Annotated in this window: 20 protein-coding genes, 1 tRNA gene and 1 pseudogene; 15 read left to right on the top strand and 7 right to left on the bottom strand. The window is 73.5% G+C overall.

Annotated features, from left to right (window positions below):
- Nucleotides 1-95 precede the first annotated feature (95 nt).
- The 9 genes from ACFOW4_RS21710 (at nt 96) to ACFOW4_RS21670 (ending at nt 8,119) form a co-directional block, all read left to right on the top strand.
- Nucleotides 96-578, top strand: coding sequence for a hypothetical protein (locus ACFOW4_RS21710; RefSeq protein WP_377530544.1), 483 nt, complete (start codon nt 96-98; stop codon nt 576-578).
- Between the two features lie 213 nt (nt 579-791).
- Entirely contained in the window at nt 792-1,478 is a 687-nt protein-coding gene (locus ACFOW4_RS21705) for a dienelactone hydrolase family protein (protein ID WP_377530542.1), read from the top strand.
- Nucleotides 1,471-2,211, top strand: a complete 741-nt coding sequence (locus tag ACFOW4_RS21700) for a uracil-DNA glycosylase (protein WP_377530541.1) — start codon at nt 1,471-1,473, stop codon at nt 2,209-2,211. Before ACFOW4_RS21705 ends, ACFOW4_RS21700 begins: the two co-directional genes overlap by 8 nt.
- Before the next feature lie 20 nt (nt 2,212-2,231).
- Nucleotides 2,232-3,029, top strand: coding sequence for a DUF4129 domain-containing protein (locus ACFOW4_RS21695; RefSeq protein WP_377531680.1), 798 nt, complete (start codon nt 2,232-2,234; stop codon nt 3,027-3,029).
- The gene (locus tag ACFOW4_RS21690) at nt 3,026-3,610 is read left to right on the top strand and encodes a hypothetical protein (protein WP_377530539.1); all 585 of its coding nucleotides are present in this window, start codon (nt 3,026-3,028) and stop codon (nt 3,608-3,610) included. Before ACFOW4_RS21695 ends, ACFOW4_RS21690 begins: the two co-directional genes overlap by 4 nt.
- Nucleotides 3,610-4,617 carry an AAA family ATPase gene (locus ACFOW4_RS21685; protein ID WP_377530537.1) on the top strand — a complete coding sequence of 336 codons (1,008 nt, stop codon included), beginning with the start codon at nt 3,610-3,612 and terminating at the stop codon, nt 4,615-4,617. Before ACFOW4_RS21690 ends, ACFOW4_RS21685 begins: the two co-directional genes overlap by 1 nt.
- Entirely contained in the window at nt 4,617-6,050 is a 1,434-nt protein-coding gene (locus ACFOW4_RS21680; RefSeq protein WP_377530536.1) for a DUF58 domain-containing protein, read from the top strand. The genes ACFOW4_RS21685 and ACFOW4_RS21680 overlap by 1 nt, the downstream gene beginning before the upstream one ends.
- Before the next feature lie 73 nt (nt 6,051-6,123).
- Nucleotides 6,124-6,684: an LPXTG cell wall anchor domain-containing protein gene (locus ACFOW4_RS21675; protein WP_377531677.1), complete on the top strand. Its 561-nt coding sequence runs from the start codon at nt 6,124-6,126 to the stop codon at nt 6,682-6,684.
- Nucleotides 6,685-6,787: 103 nt separating this feature from the next.
- Entirely contained in the window at nt 6,788-8,119 is a 1,332-nt protein-coding gene (locus ACFOW4_RS21670) for an NAD(P)/FAD-dependent oxidoreductase (protein ID WP_377530534.1), read from the top strand.
- A gap of 97 nt (nt 8,120-8,216) precedes the next feature.
- Here the strand turns inward: ACFOW4_RS21670 and ACFOW4_RS21665 are convergent, their stop codons facing one another.
- Nucleotides 8,217-10,094, bottom strand: a complete 1,878-nt coding sequence (locus ACFOW4_RS21665; protein ID WP_377530532.1) for a hypothetical protein — start codon at nt 10,092-10,094, stop codon at nt 8,217-8,219.
- Between the two features lie 101 nt (nt 10,095-10,195).
- On the opposite strand from ACFOW4_RS21665, the gene ACFOW4_RS21660 reads away from it, so the two are divergent.
- The 4 genes from ACFOW4_RS21660 (at nt 10,196) to ACFOW4_RS21645 (ending at nt 12,502) form a co-directional block, all read left to right on the top strand.
- A tRNA-Leu gene (locus tag ACFOW4_RS21660) sits at nt 10,196-10,279 on the top strand.
- Nucleotides 10,280-10,387: 108 nt separating this feature from the next.
- Nucleotides 10,388-11,203 (top strand): Bax inhibitor-1/YccA family protein, encoded by an 816-nt coding sequence (locus ACFOW4_RS21655; RefSeq protein WP_377530531.1) that lies wholly within the window; start codon nt 10,388-10,390, stop codon nt 11,201-11,203.
- A gap of 173 nt (nt 11,204-11,376) precedes the next feature.
- Nucleotides 11,377-12,135 (top strand): Bax inhibitor-1/YccA family protein, encoded by a 759-nt coding sequence (locus ACFOW4_RS21650; protein WP_377530528.1) that lies wholly within the window; start codon nt 11,377-11,379, stop codon nt 12,133-12,135.
- A gap of 46 nt (nt 12,136-12,181) precedes the next feature.
- Nucleotides 12,182-12,502 carry a hypothetical protein gene (locus tag ACFOW4_RS21645; protein WP_377530526.1) on the top strand — a complete coding sequence of 107 codons (321 nt, stop codon included), beginning with the start codon at nt 12,182-12,184 and terminating at the stop codon, nt 12,500-12,502.
- 7 nt (nt 12,503-12,509) lie between these two features.
- On the opposite strand, the gene ACFOW4_RS21640 is transcribed toward ACFOW4_RS21645, so the two are convergent.
- The 3 genes and pseudogenes from ACFOW4_RS21640 to ACFOW4_RS21630 all read right to left on the bottom strand — a co-directional run.
- Nucleotides 12,510-13,772: an acetyl-CoA C-acetyltransferase gene (locus ACFOW4_RS21640; protein ID WP_377530523.1), complete on the bottom strand. Its 1,263-nt coding sequence runs from the start codon at nt 13,770-13,772 to the stop codon at nt 12,510-12,512.
- A 79-nt stretch (nt 13,773-13,851) separates the two neighbouring features.
- The gene (locus tag ACFOW4_RS21635; RefSeq protein WP_377531675.1) at nt 13,852-14,664 is read right to left on the bottom strand and encodes an SGNH/GDSL hydrolase family protein; all 813 of its coding nucleotides are present in this window, start codon (nt 14,662-14,664) and stop codon (nt 13,852-13,854) included.
- Nucleotides 14,647-15,713 (bottom strand): annotated as a pseudogene (locus tag ACFOW4_RS21630) (SGNH/GDSL hydrolase family protein); the annotation flags it as partial. The gene ACFOW4_RS21635 and the pseudogene ACFOW4_RS21630, both read right to left, overlap by 18 nt.
- 150 nt (nt 15,714-15,863) lie before the next feature.
- Between ACFOW4_RS21630 and ACFOW4_RS21625 the strand changes: the two are divergent.
- Both ACFOW4_RS21625 and ACFOW4_RS21620 read left to right on the top strand, forming a co-directional pair.
- On the top strand, nt 15,864-16,220 hold the full coding sequence (locus tag ACFOW4_RS21625; protein ID WP_377530521.1) for a YkvA family protein: 357 nt from the start codon (nt 15,864-15,866) through the stop codon (nt 16,218-16,220).
- 72 nt (nt 16,221-16,292) lie between these two features.
- Entirely contained in the window at nt 16,293-17,663 is a 1,371-nt protein-coding gene (locus tag ACFOW4_RS21620) for a cystathionine beta-synthase (protein WP_377530519.1), read from the top strand.
- Between the two features lie 107 nt (nt 17,664-17,770).
- Here the strand turns inward: ACFOW4_RS21620 and ACFOW4_RS21615 are convergent, their stop codons facing one another.
- The 3 genes from ACFOW4_RS21615 to ACFOW4_RS21605 form a co-directional block, all read right to left on the bottom strand.
- Complete coding sequence (locus ACFOW4_RS21615; RefSeq protein WP_377530517.1) at nt 17,771-18,727, bottom strand: S1C family serine protease; 957 nt, start codon at nt 18,725-18,727, stop codon at nt 17,771-17,773.
- A gap of 110 nt (nt 18,728-18,837) precedes the next feature.
- Nucleotides 18,838-19,353 carry a GNAT family N-acetyltransferase gene (locus tag ACFOW4_RS21610; RefSeq protein ID WP_377530516.1) on the bottom strand — a complete coding sequence of 172 codons (516 nt, stop codon included), beginning with the start codon at nt 19,351-19,353 and terminating at the stop codon, nt 18,838-18,840.
- Nucleotides 19,350-20,279 carry a ribonuclease Z gene (locus tag ACFOW4_RS21605; RefSeq protein WP_377530514.1) on the bottom strand — a complete coding sequence of 310 codons (930 nt, stop codon included), beginning with the start codon at nt 20,277-20,279 and terminating at the stop codon, nt 19,350-19,352. Before ACFOW4_RS21605 ends, ACFOW4_RS21610 begins: the two co-directional genes overlap by 4 nt.
- Nucleotides 20,280-20,295: the final 16 nt, after the last annotated feature.

Genomic DNA, 20,295 nt, shown 5'->3' with positions numbered 1-20,295 from the left:
GGAATTGGCTGAACGGATGAGGCCGCCGGGGCGGCGGCGGAGATCATTGGTCGTTACGGTGTCGTCTGCTCATCCACCCCTCGGAAGGAACCCCCGTGTCAGAGCAGGTCGCACCGCACCCCGCGTCCGACGCCGCGCAGCCCCAGCCGGCCGTCGAGTCGCCGTCGCCGGTCGGTCCGGAGGCGAAGAAGCCTGGCGGCAGGAAGGCGCTCGGCATCATCGGCGCGATCGTCGTGTTCGTCGTCATCGCTGGCCTGAAGTTCGGTCTCGCCACCACGATCGGCAACTTCCTGAACAAGGACGAGACCGCAGACGCCAAGGCCGGCGACTGCATCGCCGAGCTGCCCGAGGTCACCGGTACCCAGGAGGAGGAGGTCGACGGCGCCAAGGTCGTCGAGTGCACCTCCACCGACGCCGCGTTCAACGTGGTCGGTCGGATCGACGGGCAGACCGAGGCGCAGGCCAAGTCCAGCACCGCGTGCGACCAGTACCTCAAGGAGGGCGAGGAGGGGTACGTCTTCTACAGCATCGAGCCGGGCAAGAAGGGTTACCTGCTCTGCCTGACCAAGAAGGCCTGATCGGACGCACCGGTAGGCGGTAGCGGTACACCGACGGCGGCGGGGGGACGTTCCCCCGCCGCCGTCGGTGTACCCGCAGTCACCGCTCGGCGAACGGGAGGTGAATGCCACTGTTCCGGCGTCTTCCCGGGGCGGGCGTGGCATGGCAGGCTACCGGCACGTAGGACCACTGGGCGACCAGCCAACGATGACTGACCGCTAGGAGGACGGCCGATGGGCGAGATGGTGAGCTATCGCAGCAACGGGGGGATGAGCGAGGGGTATCTCGCGATACCCGCCAGCGGCGCGGCCAGCCCCGCCGTCATCGTCGTCCAGGAGTGGTGGGGTCTGGTCCCGCACATCAGGTCGGTGGCCGACCGGTTCGCGGAGGCCGGGTTCGTCGCCCTCGCCCCGGACTTCTACCACGGCGAGACGACCGGCGAGCCGGACGAGGCGCAGCGCCTGCTGATGGGCATGCGGATGGACGAGGCGGCCAGGGACATCGCCGGCGCCGCCGACTACCTGGCCGAGCGCCCCGAGGTCACCGGCAAGGTCGGAGCGGTCGGCTTCTGCGCCGGCGGCAGCCTGGCCCTCTGGTCGGCCACCCTCTCCGAACGGATCGTCGCCAGCGTCGGCTTCTACCCGGTGCTGCCGTGGGAGACCATGCGTCCCGACTGGTCCGACTACGCCGGCAAGGCCGCCGTCATCCACTGCTCCGAAGAGGACGGCACCTCCACCGCCGAGGGCGTGCAGACGGCCCGCCGCGCCATCGAGGCCGCCGGCGGCACCTGCCAGCTCTACGACTACCCGGGCACCTCGCACGCCTTCTTCAATGACGACCGACCGGAGGCGTTCGACCAGCGCGCCGCCGCCAGCGCCTGGGCCCGCACCCTCGAACTCTTCCGGGCCAAGCTTGGCTGAGCCGCGTACCCCCGAGCAGGTGGTCGCCCACGCCGCGCGGGCGACCGACCTGGCCGACCTCGACGCCGCCGTGAGTGACTGTTTCGCCTGCCCCCGACTGGTCCGGTGGCGGGAGGAGGTGGCCCGCACCCGCCGGGCCGCCTTCCGGGACCAGGTGTACTGGGGCCGACCGGTGCCCGGCTTCGGCGTCACCGACGCGCGCATCGCCATCCTCGGGCTGGCCCCGGCCGCGCACGGCGGCAACCGCACCGGCCGGATCTTCACCGGGGACCGCTCCGGCGACGTGCTCTTCGCCGCGCTGCACCGGGCCGGCCTGGCCAACCAGCCGACCAGCGTCGCCGCCGACGACGGCCTGGCCCTGCGGGATACCCGGATCTTCTCGGCCGTGCGCTGCGCCCCGCCGGACAACAAGCCCACCCCCGAGGAGCGGGACACCTGCGCGCCCTGGCTGCACCGCGAGGTGACGTTGATCCGGCCCACCCTGCGCGTCGTGGTCGCGCTCGGCGCGTTCGCCTGGGCCGCGTGGTGGCCGGTGCTGCGACAGGTGTACGGGCTGCGCCCGCCCAGCCCGCGACCGGCCTTCGGTCATGGGGCACACTGGTCCGGCGCGGCCGCGCCGGATCTGCTCGGCTGCTACCACGTCAGCCAGCAGAACACCTTTACCGGGCGGCTGACGCCGGGAATGCTGGACGACGTCTTCGGCCGGGCGAAGCAGCTGGCCGGGGTCGACTGACAACGGGTGGGGCGGTGGCTATGACGGACCTGATGCGACCGACCACGGCGTACCCCCCTACGGAGTCGGGGATCGTCCGCCCGGTGGTCGGCCTGATCTGGCGGTGGTGGCCGGTGGGCGCGGTGGTCACCCTGCTCGCCGGGGCCGGCCTGGCCGCGGCGCACTCGTCGATCGGGGCCAGTCGTGTGCCGCCGGTGGAGCAGGTGCCCTGGGTCCCCGAGTACCCGACGGAGCAGCCGCCGTCGTCCATTCCGGTCGAGCCCCGGGACGCCGGCGAGGCGACCCAGGCGCACATCCCACAGTGGATCGCGACGGTGGCGATGGTCCTGCTCGGGCTGGCCATGCTCGTCGCGCTCAGCTACGTCGCCTGGATCCTGATCCGCGGCGCGCTGCGTCGCCGCGTCACCCGGGCGCTGCCAGCGCAGTGGTCCCGGCGTACTCCCGAGGGCACCGCGCGCGAGGTGGTCGCCGCCCTCGACGCCGGCCTGGTCGAGCTGGACGACACCGACACCGATCCCCGGGTCGCGGTGATCGCCTGCTGGGTCCGGCTGGAGGAGGCCGCCGCCGCGGCGGGTGTTCCCCGGCTGGCCGGCGACACCCCCACCGACCTGGTCACCCGGCTGCTCCGTGGTGACCCGTCGGCCGGTGTGTCGGCGATCGTGAGCGCCGACGTGCTGGCCGAGCTCGCGCAGGTCTACCGGGAGGCCCGGTACACCACCCGCCCGGTCGACGAACGTACCCGCGACCAGGCCCGGGCCGCGCTGCGCCGGCTGCGCGGCGAACTGGCCGCGGTGGCGCAGAGCGAGGTGCCGGGATGAGCGGCAGCATCGGCATCGACGACCTGCTCGCCTTCGAGGAGGAGCCGACGCCGACCGGTCCGCAGGCGCGCGGCGGCCGGGTCGGTGCGGTGCTCCGGTTCCTCGGGGTCGCCACCGCGCTGGTCGTGGTGCTGGTCGCGGGGCTGCGCGCGGTCGGGCTCACCGTCTCGCTGCCGGTGCTGGTCGCGGGGGTGCTCGCCGTGCAGGCGGTCCGCCGGGTCACCACCCTGCTCTCCCCGCCGCCCCCGCTGCCGGCCGCCCGGGCGTCCGGCAGCGAGGAGGACGGCAGCTACCACTGGGGCAGCCGGGATGCGCTGCGTACCGCGATCAACCGCTGGGAAACACCCCTGGACTGGTCCGCTACCCGGCCCGAACGCTTCACCGGTGTCGTCCTGCCCCGACTGGGTGAACTCGCCGACGAGCAGTTGCGCCTGAAACACGGCGTGACCCGCGAGTCGGATCCGGCTCGTGCCCGCGTCCTGCTGGGCGACCGGCTGTGGACGTTCCTGGAGACCCCGCCCCGCCGCACCCCCTCGCCGCGCGACCTCGCGGCTGTCGTCGCCGAACTGGAGAAGATCTGATGAACGACGTGGACCGGAGCATGCCCGCCGCCGAGGTCGGCCATCTGGCGCGGGCGGTGCTGGACGCGGTCGGCTCGGTCGTGGTCGGCAAGCGGGACGCCCTGGAGCTGGTCCTCGCCGGCATCCTGGCCGGCGGTCACGTGCTCCTGGAGGACCTGCCCGGGCTGGGCAAGACGCTCACCGCGCGCTGTTTCGCGCAGGCGCTCGGGCTGGACTTCCGGCGCCTCCAGTTCACCCCCGACCTGCTTCCCGCCGACGTCACCGGCTCGTTCCTCTACGACCAGCGCACCGGCGACTTCGCCTTCCGAGCAGGCCCGGTCTTCACCAACCTGCTGCTCGCCGACGAGATCAACCGCACGCCGCCGAAGACCCAGTCCGCGCTGCTGGAGGCGATGCAGGAGAAGCAGGTCTCGGTGGAGGGCGTGACCTACCGCCTGGACGAGCCGTTCCACGTGCTGGCCACCGCCAACCCGATCGAGTACGAGGGCACCTATCCGCTGCCCGAGGCGCAGCTGGACCGCTTCCTGCTCCGGGTCTCCTTCGGCTACCCCGAGCACGAGGAGGAGTGGGACGTGCTGCGTCGCCGGATGGCCCGCCGCCGCGAGGAGGCGGAGATCAAGCCGGTGGTCGACGCGGCCACCCTGCGGGCGATGCAGACGGCCCTGGAGGACGTCGTGGTGGAGGACTCGATCGGCCGGTACATCGTGTCGGTCACCGCGGCCACGCGGGAGCACCCGTCGGTGCTCGTCGGCGCCTCCCCGCGCGGCTCGCTGGCGCTGCTGCTGCTGGCCCGGGCCCGGGCGGTCTTCAACGGCCGGGACTACGTGGTGCCGGAGGACGTCAAGGAGGTCGCGGTGCCCGCGCTGGCGCACCGGATCACTCTGCGCCCGGAGATGTGGCTGCGCCGGGTCGACCCGTCGTTCGTGGTCGGCGAGGTCCTGGAGGGCACCCCCGCACCGGCCAGCGGCGCGTTGCCCAGCTACGCCGCCGGTGGACCCGGGCGCTGATGACCGCACCGACCGTGCCCGCGCAGCGATCCGCCGAACCGGAGCCGGCCCCCGGCTGGGCGCCGACCTGGGCGCTCGGCCGCGCGGTGCTGCTCGTCGGCCTGCTCGTGGTGGCGGGGGTACTGCTGGGGCGGGTCGACCTGATCGTGCTGGCCACCCCGTTCGCGCTCGGCACGGCGTACGCGCTGCGCCGCCGGCCCACCGCGCTGCCGCAGGTGTGGGTCACCCCCGACGACGCTCCGCTGGTCGAGGGCGGCGACGTGAGGGCCGCGGTGACCGTGGGCAATCCGGACACGGTCGACTACGACCTGGTGGTGGTGCGGGCCCGGGTCTCGCCGTGGCTGCGGATCGAGCGGGCCGGCTTCGCCCGGGACGCCTCGACCACCGGCGCCGGATCGGCCCCCGGCGACGAGCCGGCCGCCGCCGGCACCGGCCGGTCCATCGCCGACCGCCCCTTCGTGACCTCGGTGCCCACCGCCGCCGCCGTGGACCTGGAGCTGGCCGGCAAGGCCCTGCGCTGGGGCCGACACCGGGTCGGCCCGGCCGGCGCCCGGGTCGCCACGGCGGGCGGCCTGCTGGTCTCGCGCGCGGTGATCACCGAACCGGTCCGGGTCCGCGTCTATCCGCGTACCGAGCCGTTCGAGGCGGTGGAGGCGATGCCTCGGGCCGCCGGCCTGGTCGGCGCGCACCACTCGCGGCGGCCGGGCGAGGGCGGCGAACTCGCCGGCGTACGGATCTTCGGCCCGGGTGACCGGCTGCGTCGCATCGACTGGCGGGTCTCGCTGCGGGCCCGGCAACTGCACGTGGCGGCCACCCTCTCCGATCGGGACGCCGAGGTGGTGCTGCTGCTCGACCTGCTGGCCGAGGCGGGCCGCTCCGGAGGCGTCGGCGGCGCGGCCTCGGTGCTGGACACCACCGTCCGGGCCTCCGCCGCGATCGCCGAGCACTACCTGCACCGCGGCGACCGGGTCTCGATGCTGGAGTACGGGCCGGGGGCGCGCCGGTTGCGCCCGGCCACCGGTCGCCGGCAGTACCTGACCGTGCTGGAGTGGCTGCTCGACGTGCGCGCCGAGTCCTCCCCGCACGAGCCGTACGACCAGGTGTTCGGCCCGCAGGTGCTCTCCTCCGACGCGCTGGTGGTGGTGCTCACCCCGCTGCTGGACGAGCGATCGGCGCAGATGCTGGCCCGGCTGGCCCGCGCCGGGCGGTTCGTGGTGGCGGTCGACACGCTCCCCGCCGACCTGCCGCCACCGAAGGAGCGTGGCTGGGCCGAGGTGGCGTACCGCCTGTGGCGGCTGGACCGGGAAACCATGATCGGGCAACTGCGGGAGCATGGCGTGCCGGTGGTGCGCTGGGCCGGCGCGGGAAGCCTGGACCAGGTGCTGCGGGACGTGGCCCGGCTGGCCACCGCCCCGAGGGTGGGGGGCCGGTGAGCACGGTGAGCAGGGTGAGCGCGAGGAGTGAGCTTGCGAGCCCCGCAGTCGCGAACGAGAGGCCGGCCAGATGATCGACGTGATGGTCGGGCGGGTTCGCGGCTTTCAACGCGGCGTCGGACGGATCAGCCCTGCCGCGCTGGTGGTCCGGGCCGGGGTCTTCCTCGTCGTGCTGGCCGGTCTCGCGCTCGCGTACCCCGCCGAGGTGTTGAGCGGTCGGCCGCTGGCCTTCCTGGCGTTCGTCGCGTTGACTCCGGCGGTGGGGCCGCGCCGGGTCTGGCCGACCTTCGCGGCGCTGGTGACGGTGGGCGGCTGGGTTCTCGCCACCGACGGGTACGACCGGCCGGTGACGCTCTGGCGGTTGCTCGCCCTCGCCGCGCTGCTCTACCTGGGGCACACCCTCTGCGCGCTGGCCGCGCTGCTGCCTTACGACGCGGTGGTGGACCCCGAGTTGATCACCCGTTGGCTGCTCAGAGCGGGCGCGGTGCTGCTCGGCGCCGCGGTGCTCGGCGTGCTGTTGTTGCAGGCCGCGGGGATCGGCGGGGACACCGGCCACCAGTGGGCCACGGTGCTGGGGCTGCTGGTGGCCGTGGGGCTGTCGGCGTTGCTGGGCTGGCTGCTGCGCCGCAGGTAAACCACCGTGTCGTCATAGTTGCGCAGGTCACAGGTGTTGTGCTCCGTCACAGATGGGGGACGCGAGCGGGATTACCTGACCCGGCCGGGGAAAGATAGATGACGTGAACCCGAAGCGGATCCTTGTGGTGGGTGCCGGGCACGTCGGTCTCTACGCGGCGCTGCGCCTGTCGAAGAAGCTCAGCTCCCGTGAGGCTGAGGTCATCGTGGTCGACCCCCAGCCCCACATGACCTACCAGCCCTTCCTGCCCGAGGCGGCGGCGGGCAACATCTCGCCGCGCCACTCCGTGGTGCCTCTGCGGCGCGAGTTGCGCAAGTGCCGGGTTGTGGCTGGCACGGTGAGCCGGATCGACCACGACCGGAAGACCGCCATCGTGCAGCCGATCAGCGGCCCGACCCGGGAGATCCAGTACGACCACGTGGTCGTCGCCCCCGGTTCGGTCTCCCGGACCCTCCCGATCCCTGGCCTGCACGAGCAGGGCATCGGTTTCAAGACCATCGGCGAGGCCATCTTCCTGCGCAACCACGTGCTGGACCGGCTCGACGTGGCGGCGGCCACGACCGACCCCGAGGTCCGTCGGCGGGCGCTGACGTTCACCTTCGTGGGTGGCGGCTACGCCGGCATCGAGGCGCTCGCCGAGATGGAGGACATGGCCCGCGACGCCCTGCGCTACTACCCGGAGCTTGAGCCTGAGGACATGCGCTGGGTGCTGGTGGAGGCCACCAACCGGGTGCTGCCCGAGGTCGACCGGGACATGGGCGCCTACACGGTGCAGCAGTTGCTCAAGCGCAACATGGACATCCGGCTGGACACCCGGCTCGAGTCCTGCGTCGACGGGGTGGTGAAGCTCTCCGACGGCGACAGCTTCCGCTCCGACACCATCGTCTGGACGGCCGGCGTGAAGCCGTCGCCGATGCTGGACGCCACGGACTTCCCGCGCGACGACCGCCGCCGGGTCACCTGCCTGCCCACCCTCCAGGTGGTCGACGGGGACCAGGTGGTCGAGGGTGCGTGGAGCGCCGGTGACTGCGCCGCGGTGCCGGACCTGACCAAGGAGCCGGGCAACTTCTGCTCGCCGAGCGCCCAGCACGCTGTGCGCCAGGCGGCCCGGATGGCCGACAACATCGCCCTGGTGATCCGGGGTCGCGAGCCGGTCGACTACAAGCACAAGCACGCTGGCAGCGTGGCGAGCCTCGGCCTGCACAAGGGCGTGGCGCAGGTGTACGGGATCAAGATGACCGGCTGGCCGGCCTGGTTCATGCACCGGACGTACCACATGAGCCGGATCCCGTCGTTCAACCGCAAGGTCCGCGTGATGGTGGACTGGTCGCTGGCGTTCTTCCTCAAGCGTGAGGTCGTCGCCCTGGGCCAGTTGCACGACCCGCGTGAGGAGTTCGTCGAGGCGTCCCAGCCGGTCGGCGCCCCGCGCGTCTGACCCAGCTGTAAGGAAGGGCCCCTTCTTACCGTTTCCGGTATAGGAGGGGCCCCTTTCTAACATCGGGCAGCGGGCGGGCGGGCCGCGTCGTGGCGGGTCAGACCCGCCAGATCCAGGTGTCGGCGATCCGCGTGGACGGGCCGTAGAGCTTCTCCAGGGTCGCGCGCAGGCTGTCGACGTGCGGGGCGTCGTCGGCCAGCGCCACGCAGGAGGCGCCCCAGAAGGCCACGTCCCGGGCGGCCTGCCGGCGCTGCTCGTCCCCGATGGCCGGCTGGTCCCCGCGCCGGGCCACGTCCGCCAGCAGGGCGGAGGTGGGCTGCTTGTACGTGCCCATCGCCGCGGTGCCGCGCCGGCCGTACGGGCCGATGAAGAACCCCTCGGGCAGGTTGAAGCCGGCGTCGGCGGCGGCCGCCCAGCGCATCGGCCAGGGTTCCTTCGGGGTGGGCAGCGGCACCGGGACCAGCACACCGCCGGGGTGGACGCACTGCCGCCAGTGCCCGCCGCTGATGAACTCCGGCACGGCGGGCCGCTCGGCGGTCGGCAGTGGGGTCGGGAAGAGCGGCAGCAGCGCGGCGCCGACGGCCAGCGGCACCAGCCGCCGGGCCCGGCCGGTGCCGCGCAGTGCCCGGTCGAGCGCCAGCACCAGCAGCGTGGCGACCAGTGGCAGCAGGGCCAGGCCGAACCGCATCGGCAGCGCGCCGTCCACCACGGGCAGCCCGGACAGCAGGGCGTACGGGCCGGGTAGCGCGGTGCGGGTGCCGCCGAGCACCACCTCGGGGCCGAGCGACAGCGCGCCCATCACCAGCGCCGCCACCGCGCAGGCGAGCACCACCCGCCGTCGTCCCATCCAGATCGCGCTGGCGGCGGCGGCCAGCAGCAGCGGCCAGCCGAGGAAGGTGTTGTACTCGGCCGGGCCGGTGGTCAGCCTGGCCGCGTCGTCGCTGCCGGCCAGCGACAGCGGGGAGAGGGTCCACCAGCTGCTCAGGTCCGCCGAGAAGTAGTGCGGGCTGAACATGCCGTCGGCGACCCCCTGCGGCCCGGCGAACTGGAACCACAGCGGGTACCCGAGCACCAGCAGGGCCAGCCCGGCGGCGATGGTCAGCCCACCGGCGAAGCCGGGCAGCGCCCGGCGGGCCAGGTCCCGGTCCGCCAGCGCGTAGCTGATGGCCATCACCAGCAGCGTGCCGGCGGCGAGGAAGAGCACCTCCTCGCCGATGAAGACCTGCGCGGTGACCGCCGCGGCCAGCCCGGCGGCGGAGCTGATCATCTTGCGTCGGTCCGGCCCGACGGGCAGGTCGCGGTCCGGCGCGGCGCTCGTCGGCGTGACGCCGGTTGGAAGGGGGCCGGGGTCGGACGCCCGCAGCAGCCGGACCACCAGCCAGACGATCACCGGCACCAGCCACTGTGCCGTCATGTGCAGGTGGCTGTTGGTCTGCGAGATCATGCCGGGGCCGAAACCGCACAGCCCGCCGCCGAGCACGGCGGCCAGCCGGTGGGCGCCCAGCGTCCGGCGGAACAGCAGGTACCAGGCGACGGCGGTGCCGGCCAGGTTGGCCCCGGCCAGCAGGGCGAAGGTGACCGGCGCACCGAGCAGCAGGGTGACCGGTGCGAGGACGATGCCGAGCGCGATGACCGTGGTGTTGGCCATCAGGTTCACCCCGTCGGGGGCGTTGAGCCGGTCGGTGAGCAGGCTGAAGTCGCCGAGCACCGCCCGCGCGTCCACGGCGAGGAACCATTCGTAGAGGGTCTGGTCCTCCGGGTTGAGCGCCAGTGTGCGGCCCGACGGGTCGGGCCAGAGCCCGTGGGTGAGCCAGCCGGCCAGCGCGGTGAAGAGCAGCGCCACCAGCAGGTCGGCCCGGTGCCGGCGGACGGCGGCCAGCAGCCGGACGGCCACCGACCGACGGGTGACCTGCTCGGACGTACGAAGGAGCTGGCCAGGGGCGGCGTCGGGGGCCGTGGGGGCTGCGCTGCTCACGGCATCGACCCTAGTGCGGTACCGGTGACGGGGTACGTCGGGTCGCCGTCGACCGGCTACGGTGACACTGCACCGTGCGTGTCGGCGCGCCGGTGTCACCCGCCCGGGTGGTGGAACGGCAGACACGGCCGCCTTAAAAGCGGCTGCCGCAAGGCGTGCGGGTTCGACCCCCGCCCCGGGCACCAGCCGCTCCGGTCCGACTTCCCCCCTCGATGATCTCCGCGAATGGGTTCGGCCGTTTACTCTTGAGTGGCACGTTCACGTGCACACGACCCCCTGAGGGAGGCCAGACAGTGAAGACCTCGAACCCGGTGCTCGCCCGGCTCGGCCAGGCGGCCGAGCGGGAGCGCTCCGCCGGGTACGCACCGACCGGGCCGTACGGACAGCCCGGCATTCCCCAGCAGTACCCGTCCCAGGCCGGTTACCCGGCCGCGCCGCCCACCGTGGCGCCCATGACCGTCGACGACGTGGTGGTCAAGACCGTCGCCCTGCTCGGCATCCTCGGCGTCTCCGCCGCGGCCGCCTGGGTGCTCGTGCCCGACGCGCTGGTCGGCACGGCGTGGATCGGCGCCGCAGTGGTCGGCCTGGTGCTCGGCCTGATCATCTCGTTCTCCCGGATGGCGAACCCGGCGCTGGTCATCGCGTACGCCGTCGTCGAGGGCGTCTTCGTCGGCATGGTCAGCAAGGCCTTCGAGTCGCTGTACGAGGGCATCGTCCTCCAGGCGGTGACCGCCACCTTCGGTGTCTTCCTGCTGATGGGCGTGCTCTACAAGGCGAAGGTCATCCGGGCCACCCCGGTCTTCGTCAAGGGCATGATCGCGGTGATGGCCGGCCTCTTCGCGGTCATGCTGATCAACCTGGTGCTGGCGCTCTTCGGCGTCAACACCGGTCTGCGCGACGGCAGCCCGCTCGCCATCGGCTTCAGCCTGGTCTGCATCGTGGTCGCCTCGCTGAGCTTCGTGCTCAGCTTCAAGGAGGTCGAGGACGGCGTCCGGATGGGGCTGCCCCAGCGCTACTCCTGGGTGGCCGCCTTCGGCATCCTGGTCAGCCTGGTCTGGCTCTACATCGAGATCCTGCGTCTGCTGAGCTACTTCCAGGGCGACGACTGACCTCGTCCGCGCTGCTGACCGGCGCCCGCTCCCGCACCCGCGGGGGCGGGCGCCGTCGTCTTTCCCACGCCGCGCGGCCGGCGCCGGCCCGACCATGTCCCGGCCGTTTCCCCGTCGCCGCCGGGCCGCCCGGGGCAGAGTGACTGCCAGGGGTACGGGCGGAGGAGGCGACGGTGCGCAGCAACAACCCGGTGCTCAACCGCATGGACGAGACCGGCCGGCTGGAGCGGCGGATGCTCGGCGTCGGCGGCGTCGAGGCGATGACCGTCGACGACGTCGTGGTGCGTACCGTCGGGTTGCTGCTGCTCACCGGCGCCGCGGCGGCGGTGTCCTGGGCGGTGGTGCCGCAGGCGGCGTGGCTGCCCGCCGCGCTCGCCGGCAGCGCGTTGGCCTCCATCGTGCTGGTGCTGGTCATCTCGCTGCGGGGGATCACCAACCCGGTGCCGATCGCCGGCTACGCCATCCTCCAGGGGCTGCTGCTGGGGGTGGCCAGTCGCGCCTTCGAGCTGGTGTACCCGGGCATCGTGGTGCAGGCGGTCGCCGGCACCTTCGGCGTCTTCCTCGGCATGGCGGCGCTCTACCGGGCGCGGGTCGTCCGGGCCACGCCACGGCTGGCCCGACTGGTGATCGGCACGCTGCTCGGCATCGCCGTGCTCAGCGTGGTCAACCTGGTGTCGTACCTGATCACCGGGCGACCGGGGCTGGCCGTCTACAGCGTGAGCGGGGAGGTCGGCTGGCTGCCGTACGCCTTCTCGGTGGTGGCCATCATCGCCGGCGCGTTCAGTTTCATCCTCGACTTCGACCTCGTCGAGCGTTCCGCGCGCGACGGCCAACCCCGCCGGTACGCCTGGCTGTGCGCGTTCGGCCTGCTCACCGGGCTGGTCTTCCTCTACTGGCAACTGCTGCGGCTGCTCAGCTACCTGCGCCGCTGACGTCCGCCCGGCAACCGGCCCGCGGCCGGCCGTAGAATCGGCGGCGATGAGCGCAGCGGAGTTGGACCGGGCGGTGCAGTTGCTGGTCGGTCAGGTCGGGCACTGGGAGCAGCCGCGGTGGGCGGCGGTCGCTGCCAACGGCAACATGCCCCGCGCGGACCTGGTGCACCGGTTGGTGCAGGAGATCGCCAACCTGGGCGCCGACGCGGAGGGCGAGCCCCGGCGGGTGGTGCCCCGGCTCGACAACGACCTCGCCCTGCCCGACCAGCTCCGCGTGGTCGTGGCGGACCTGGTGGCCGCCAACCCTGAGCCGGAGGTGCTGGCCCGGGCCGCCGCCGAGGTGGCGGCGACCCGGAGCGCGCTTTAGCGGTCGCTCAGCTCAGCCGCTCCAGCACCATGGCCATGCCCTGGCCGCCGCCGACGCACATGGTCTCCAGACCGATGGTCTTGTCGTGCCACTCCAGAGCGTTGAGCAGGGTGCCGGTGATCCGGGCGCCGGTCATGCCGAACGGGTGGCCGACGGCGATCGCGCCGCCCATCACGTTCAGCTTCTCCTCCGGGATGCCCAGCTGCCGGTAGGAGGGGATGACCTGCGCCGCGAACGCCTCGTTGATCTCCACGAGGTCGACGTCGTCGATGGTCATGCCGGCCCGGGCGAGCGCCTGCCGGGAGGCCTCCACCGGGCCGAGGCCCATGATCTCCGGCGACAGGGCGGTGACGCCGGTGGAGACGATCCGGGCCAGCGGGGTCAGCCCGAGGTCCTTCGCCCGCTGCGCGCTCATCACCACGACCGCGGCGGCGCCGTCGTTGAGCGGGCAGCAGTTGCCGGCGGTGATGCGGCCGTCCGGGCGGAACACCGGCTTCAGGCCGGCGACCGCCTCCAGGGTGACCCCGGCGCGCGGCCCGTCGTCGGTGCTGACGACCGTGCCGTCCGGAGTGGTCACCGGGGTGATCTCCCGGGCCCAGAAGCCGTCGGCGATGGCCTTCTCCGCGAGGTTCTGGCTGCGTACGCCGAACTCGTCCATGTCGGCGCGGCTGACGTCGTACACCTGGGCCAGGTTCTCCGCGGTCTGCCCCATGGTCAGGTAGATGTCCGGCAGCTCACCGGCCTCGCGCGGGTCGGTCCACACCTCGGCGCCACCCTGCGCGCGCTGCTTGGAGCGGGCACCGGCGGCGGCGAAGCGCGGGTTCTCCCAGCCGCCCCCGACCAGGGCCTGCGCCTCCGGCGGCAGGCCGTCGGAGCTGCCCCGGGCGTACCGGGAGACCGTCTCCACCCCGCCGGAGATGAACACGTCGCCCTCACCGGCCCGGATGGCGTGCAGCGCCATCCGGGTGGTCTGCAGCGAGGACGCGCAGTAGCGGGTCAGCGTGGCGCCGGGCAGGGTGTCCAGCCCGAGCAGGGTGGCGACCACGCGGGCCATGTTGAAGCCCTGCTCGCCGCCGGGCAGGCCGCACCCGAGGTAGAAGTCGTCGATCGTGGTGGGATCGAGTTGGGGGATCTTGTCCAGGGCGGCCTGGACGATGGTCGCGGCGAGGTCGTCCGGGCGGACGTCGCGCAGGGACCCCTTGTGCGCCCGGCCGATGGGGGAGCGGGCGGTGGCGACGATGACGGCGTCGCGGGACGACTCAATCGGCATGAACCAACGTTAACTCGCCGGTAACTTGGCGGGGAAGCTGTCAGCCCGGCGGGAAATGTCACCCCGCCCGTGCGGCGGGTCAGTGGCGCGAGGCGACCGCCGCGGCCGCGGCGACCGCCGGCAGCAGGGCGTGGGCCCAAACCCGGTAGCCGTCGGCGGAGGGGTGGTAGCCGTCGTGGCAGAGCGTGCCCGCGTCGGCCCGGAACACCGGGCCGGTCTCGGTGCCCAGGTCGACCACCGTGCCGCCGGCGTCCAGCACGGCCGCCGTCTGGGCGCGGGCCATCCGCCGCCCGGACCAGCCGACCAGCTGGCGCAGCGGGGGTGCGATGGCGCGGACGGCACCCAGATCGGGGCAGGTGCCCACCACCACCTCGACCCGCGCCTCGCGCAACCGGTGCACCGCCGACCCCAGGTACGCCGCCGCGTCGGCGGGCCGGCGCAGGCCCGTGGCGTCGTTCGCGCCGATCAGGATCACCGCCACGTCGGGACGCTCGCCGAGCAGCGCCCGCGCCACCTGGGTGGCCAGGTCGGTGGAGCGTGAGCCGGAGACCCCCACGCTGGACAGGTGCACCCGCCGGCCGGTCGGCCCCTCAGCCAGCAGATTGGCCAACTGCCCGCCGATGGTGTCGTCGAGCCGGTCGACCCCCACCCCGAGCGCCGACGAGTCGCCGAGGAGCACCAGCCGCAGCGACGGCGCGTCGGCCCGGCCGACCGTGGCGCGCAGCGCGAGCCCCAGCTCGGGCTGGGCGTAGCGCCGGTGCCGGGCGACGAACGCCTCACCGGCCAGCACGGCGGCGCCGCCCACGGTGCCGGCGAGCAGCGAGAACGCCGCCGCCCGCCCCAGCCGGCCCGGGAAACCGGCGGTCACGTCCCGCTCGCTGCGCTCGTTCATGCCAGTCCCTCCACTGTCGACGTGTCGGCGGCGGAGCCGCGCTGCGGCACCGCGCCGACACCGAAGAACGCCCGGCGGCGCAGCTGCGCCCACCGGCCGGCCGGCCCGCGGTCGCGCCCCCGGACCTGGGTGGCGCTGACCTCCGTGCCGGCGTGCCGGGCCGCCTCCTGTGCGGCCTCCGGCAGCGACCGTACGCCTTCGCCGCGCGCCGGCGCCGCCCGCCGTTCCTGCCCCGCGCCGAGCGCGGAGAGGATGGTCGGCAGCAGCGCCGCGGCGGCCATCGCGTAGCCCTCGGCGGAGGGGTGGAACCGGTCCCAGGCGAACATCCGGGCCGGCTCGGCGGCGAACCGGGGACCGAGCATGTCGCCGAGGGAGACCGTCCAGCCACCCGCCTCGACCACGGCCACCGTCTGGGCGGCGGCGAGCTGCCGGCTCCACCGCCGGGCCAGCCAGCGCAGCGGAGGTTGGATCGGGCGGATCGCTCCCAGGTCGGGACAGGTGCCGACGACCACCTCGCAGCCGGCCTCACGCAGCGCGCGGACCGCCTCGACCAGGTAGCGCACGGCGAGCCCGGGTGGGGTGCGGTTGGTGACGTCGTTGCCGCCGATCAGGATCACCGCGATGTCGGGACGGCACTCCAGCGCGGCCTCCACCTGGTGCTTGAGCCCGGCGGAGATCGCCCCGACCACCGCGAAGCGGTGCAGCCGCACCGGGCGGTGCAGCCGGCGGGACAGCCCGGTGGCCAGCAGCGCACCGGGCGTCTCCCGGCGGCGGTGCACTCCGTAGCCGGCCGCCGAGGAGTCGCCGAGCACGACCATCGTGAGCGGGGCGGCCGGGAACTTCGCGCCGTACACCCCGTCGCAGCGCGGCGGTGGCGCCTCGGCCATCGGGATGGTGCGGCGGGCCTGCCGGGCCTGCCCGAGCAGGACCCCGCCGGTCGCCACGGCGGCCGCCGCGGTGGCGCCCGTGCCGATGGCCGCCAGGCGGGCGACCCGCCGGGCGTGCCGCCAGCGCGAACCAACCGGTACGACGGAACCAGCCACCCCCATACCGCGAGATTATCGCGCCGGCCCGACACGCCGCTGTCGTCGTGACGGCTGCCGGGTGCCTGGAAACCGACGCGACGGGGTACCTGTCCGGGTGAGGCCGGCCGGCTTGCGTCGAGGAGTCACGCTGACCGGCGGGAGAGGAGCACGACCATGGGGAAGACACTGAAGCGCAGCGCGGCGTTCACCGCGCTGGCCCGGGCACTGGCCTCCGGGGCGCGGAGCGGCCCCTCGCTGGGCACCCGCCTCGCGGCGCTGCCCCGCATGATCCGGGCCACCGCACAGGGCCACTACGACGGCGGCCTCCGGCTGGCCCTGATGACCGCGGCGACCGCGTACATCGTCTCGCCGATCGACCTGCTGCCGGAGATCCCACTGGCGATCTTCGGGCTGGCCGACGACGCGGTGATGATCACCTGGCTGGCCGGCAGCGTGCTGGCCGAGACCGAGCGCTTTCTGGAGTGGGAGGCGCGTCGCAGCTCCGTCATCCCCGGGCGGATGGTGCCCTGACGGCACGTACGCTGGGCATCGAGAAAACGTCTGCCCGGCCGCCGTCGCCGGCGCCGCAACGAAGGGCACACCGTGCAGTACTACGACAACGTCGTCGACATGATCGGCAACACCCCGCTGGTCCGGCTGCGCAACGTCACCGCAGGCATCCAGGCCACCGTGCTCGCCAAGGTGGAGTACGTCAACCCGGGCGGCTCGGTCAAGGACCGGATCGCGCTGCGGATGGTCGAGGACGCCGAGGCGGCCGGCCTGCTCAAGCCGGGCGGCACCATCGTCGAGCCGACCAGCGGCAACACCGGCGTCGGGCTGGCCCTGGTGGCCCAGCTCAAGGGCTACAAGTGCGTCTTCGTCTGCCCCGACAAGGTCAGCCAGGACAAGCAGGACGTGCTGCGGGCGTACGGCGCCGAGGTGGTGGTCTGCCCGACCGCGGTGGCCCCGGAGGACCCGCGCTCCTACTACAACGTCTCCGACCGGCTGACCCGGGAGATCCCCGGCGCCTGGAAGCCCAACCAGTACAGCAACCCGGCCAACCCGCGCTCGCACTACGAGACCACCGGCCCGGAGCTGTGGAAGCAGACCGAGGGCGGGCTCACCCACTTCGTGGCGGGTGTCGGCACCGGCGGCACCATCTCCGGCATCGGCCGCTACCTCAAGGAGGCCTCCGAGGGCCGGGTGCGGGTCATCGGCGCCGACCCGGAGGGTTCGGTCTACTCCGGCGGCACCGGCCGGCCGTACCTGGTCGAGGGCGTCGGCGAGGACTTCTGGCCGGAGACGTACGACCGGGGCATCGCCGACGAGATCGTCGAGGTCTCCGACAAGGCGTCGTTCGAGATGACCCGGCGGCTGGCCCGCGAGGAGGGGCTGCTGGTCGGCGGCTCCTGCGGCATGGCCGTGGTCGCCGCTCTCGAGGTGGCCCGCAAGGCCGGCCCGGACGACGTGATCGTGGTGCTGCTGCCGGACGGCGGCCGGGGCTACCTCTCCAAGATCTTCAACGACTCGTGGATGGCCCGGTACGGATTCCTCGACAACTCCGGCACCGAGCCGACCGTGGCCGACGCGCTGAGCAGCAAGCCGGGCGGGCTGCCCGAGCTGGTGCACGTGCACCCGACCGAGACGGTCCGCGACGCGATCGACTACATGCGCGAGTACGGCGTCTCCCAGCTGCCGGTGCTCAAGGCGGAGCCGCCGGTGGTGACCGGCGAGGTGGCCGGCTCGATCGCCGAGCGGGACCTGCTCGACGCGCTCTTCACCGGCCAGGCCCACCTGCACGACACCATCGAGCGGCACATGGCCGACCCGCTGCCGATGATCGGCGGCGGCCAGCCGGTGAGCGAGGCCGTCGGCCTGCTGGAGAAGTCCGACGCCGCCCTGGTCCTGGTCGACGGCAAGCCCAAGGGCGTCCTCACCCGCCAGGACCTCCTCGCCCACCTCGGCGCCCGCTGACGCACGCAAGGAAGGGCCCCTTGTTAACGCCTGGCGCATAGCAGGGGCCACTTGTCAACACTTCCCGGCCGCCGGACACCTGACGGGTGTTCGCGCGGCCGGGGGTGTCAGGCGCGCAGTTCGGTCGGTACGGCGACCACGTCCACGAACGCGCCCTTGCGCAGCACCGTCACCGCCAGTCGGGTGCCGATGGCCGGGCCGAGCATCAACCGCTGCAACCCCTGACCGTCGGCCACCGGGCGTCCACCGGCGCTGAGGATGACGTCGCCCAGGTAAATCCCGGCGACGCCGGCCGGGCTGCCCGGGACCACCTCCACCACCCGCAGCCCGCGCCGCTGACCCGTGCGCGCGCTCACCTCGGGCGGCAGCGGCACCGGTACCCCGGCCACGCCGAGCCAGGCCCGACGGACCCGGCCGGCAGTGCTGAGGTCGGCGATGATCTGCCGGGTGGTGGTGTTGATCGGGACCGCCAGCCCGAGTCCGTAGCCGGCGACCGCGGTGTTCACCCCGATCACCCGCCCGGCCGAGTCGGCGAGCGCGCCGCCGGAATTGCCCGGGTTCAGTGCAGCGTCGGTCTGGATCACGTCCTCGATGAGTCGGGTGACCCGCCCGTCGCGGGCCGGCAGCGAACGGCCGAGCCCGGAGACCACGCCGGCGGTGACCGAGCCGGCCAGCCCCATCGGATTGCCGACGGCCACCACCAGCTGGCCGATCCGCAGCCCGTCGGCGTCGCCCAGTTCCACCGGCGGGACGGTGGTCTCGTCCACCCGCAGCACGGCGAGGTCGGAGAGCGGATCCGCGCCGACCACCCGGAACCCGGTCTCGGTGCCGTCACCGAACGCCGCCGTGCCGGCGGCGGCGCCCTGCACCACGTGTGCGCTGGTCAGCAACAGGCCGTCGGTGCCCACGGTGACCGCCGAGCCGGCGCCGGCCCCGCGCGTGGTCCGCACCGACAGGGCGGCCACGCTGGGCAGCACCCGGGCCGCCACGGTCGTCACCACCCGGGAGTACGCGTCCAGCGCGGCCTCCTCGGCCGGGCCGGACCTGGTGTGATCGGTGTCCATGAACCCGCCAACGCCACCGGATCGACGGTCATGCCCCGATCCGCTCAGAGCGAACAGTGTGTTGGTAGGGGGCCCCTGTACAACCGCAGGCGTTAACAGGGGGCCCTTCCTTACACATCCAGGCGGCGGCTGTAGCGGAGTTGGAGGGTGGGGGCGGTGCCGATGAGCTCTTCGCGTTCCGCGCCGGTGGGCGTCCAGCCGCCCCGCTCGTAGAAGGCGCGGGCGTGGACGTTGCCGGCCAGCACCCAGAGCACCGCCCGCCGCCAGCCCCGCTCGCGCATGGCGTCCAGCGCGTCCATCATCAGCGTGCGGCCGACGCCCCGGCCCTGCTCGGCCGGGTCCAGGTGGATCGCGTTGAGCAGCCCGGTCGCCGGGTCGTCCTCGTCGTCCGGGCCCAGGTGGCTGAAGCCGACCAGCGTCCCGGCCCGCTCGGCGACGATCAGCCGGTGGTCGTCGCGTTCCCAGCGCCACCGCTCGGTCCAGTAGTGACCCATCGCCTCCGGCGTCGGCTCGGCCAGCGCCTCCGCGGGCAGGAAGGACGAGTACGCGGCGACCCGGGAGCGCTGGTGCAGAGCGCCGACGCCCATCAGGTCGGCCTCGGTCGCGGGACGGAGCGTGACGGTCACCCGGCCGAGGCTACCCGCCGCGGTGGGACCTGCACCGTGGCAAGGTCCTCGGCGATGATCAGGTCGCCGTCGAAGTGTGCGCGCGCCTCGTCGTGGAACCGGCGCGGGTCGGAGTACCGCTGGGAGAAGTGGGTGAGCACCAGCCGGCGTACCCCGGACTCGGTGGCCACCCGCGCGGCCTGCGCGGCGGTCAGGTGGCCGACCTCGGCGGCGAGCGTGGCCTCCGACTCCAGGAAGGTCGACTCGATGACCAGCAGGTCGGCGTGCTCGGCGAGGGCGTACACGTTGTCGCAGAGGCCGGTGTCCATCACGAAGGCGAACCGCTGCCCCGGGCGGGGCACGCTCACCTCGTCCCGGGTGACGCGGCGCCCGTCGCGGTCCAGGTGCCCCACGCGGATCAGCTCTCCGACGGCCGGCCCGGCGATGCCGTACGCGGCCAGCTTGTCCGGCAGCATCCGGCAGCCGTCCGGCTCGACCAGCCGATAGCCGTACGTCTCGATGGGGTGCCGGAGCCGGCGGGCCTTCAGCGTGCCGCAGCCCAGCTGGACCCGCTGCCCGTCGGACCCGATCGGCTCGACGCGCAACTCGGCGGTCTCGTGAAAGGAGGTGGCGTGCCGCAGCCGGGCGAAGTACTCGGCGCCGCCCGCCGGGAAGTGCACGGCGACCGGGTGCGGCACCCGGTCCAGGGAGAGCCGCTGGATGGTGCCGGGCAGGCCGAGACAGTGATCGCCGTGGAAGTGGGTGACGCAGATCCGGGTCAGGTCGGTGGCGGTGACCGTGGTGTGCAGCAGCTGCCGCTGGCTGCCCTCGCCCGGGTCGAAGAGGATCACCTCGTCGTCCCAGCGCAGCACGTACCCGTTGTGGTTGCGCTGCCGGGTCGGGGTCTGGCTGGCCGTCCCGAGCACCACCAGCTCGCGCATCGACACGGTGCTCTCCTCCGGC

Source organism: Micromonospora sp. GCM10011542, assembly GCF_042650685.1.
In the GTDB taxonomy this organism is placed as follows: Bacteria; Actinomycetota; Actinomycetes; order Mycobacteriales; family Micromonosporaceae; genus Micromonospora.
The sequence above is the reverse complement of the archived record's forward strand: the minus strand, read 5'-3'. Positions and strand labels throughout refer to the sequence as shown.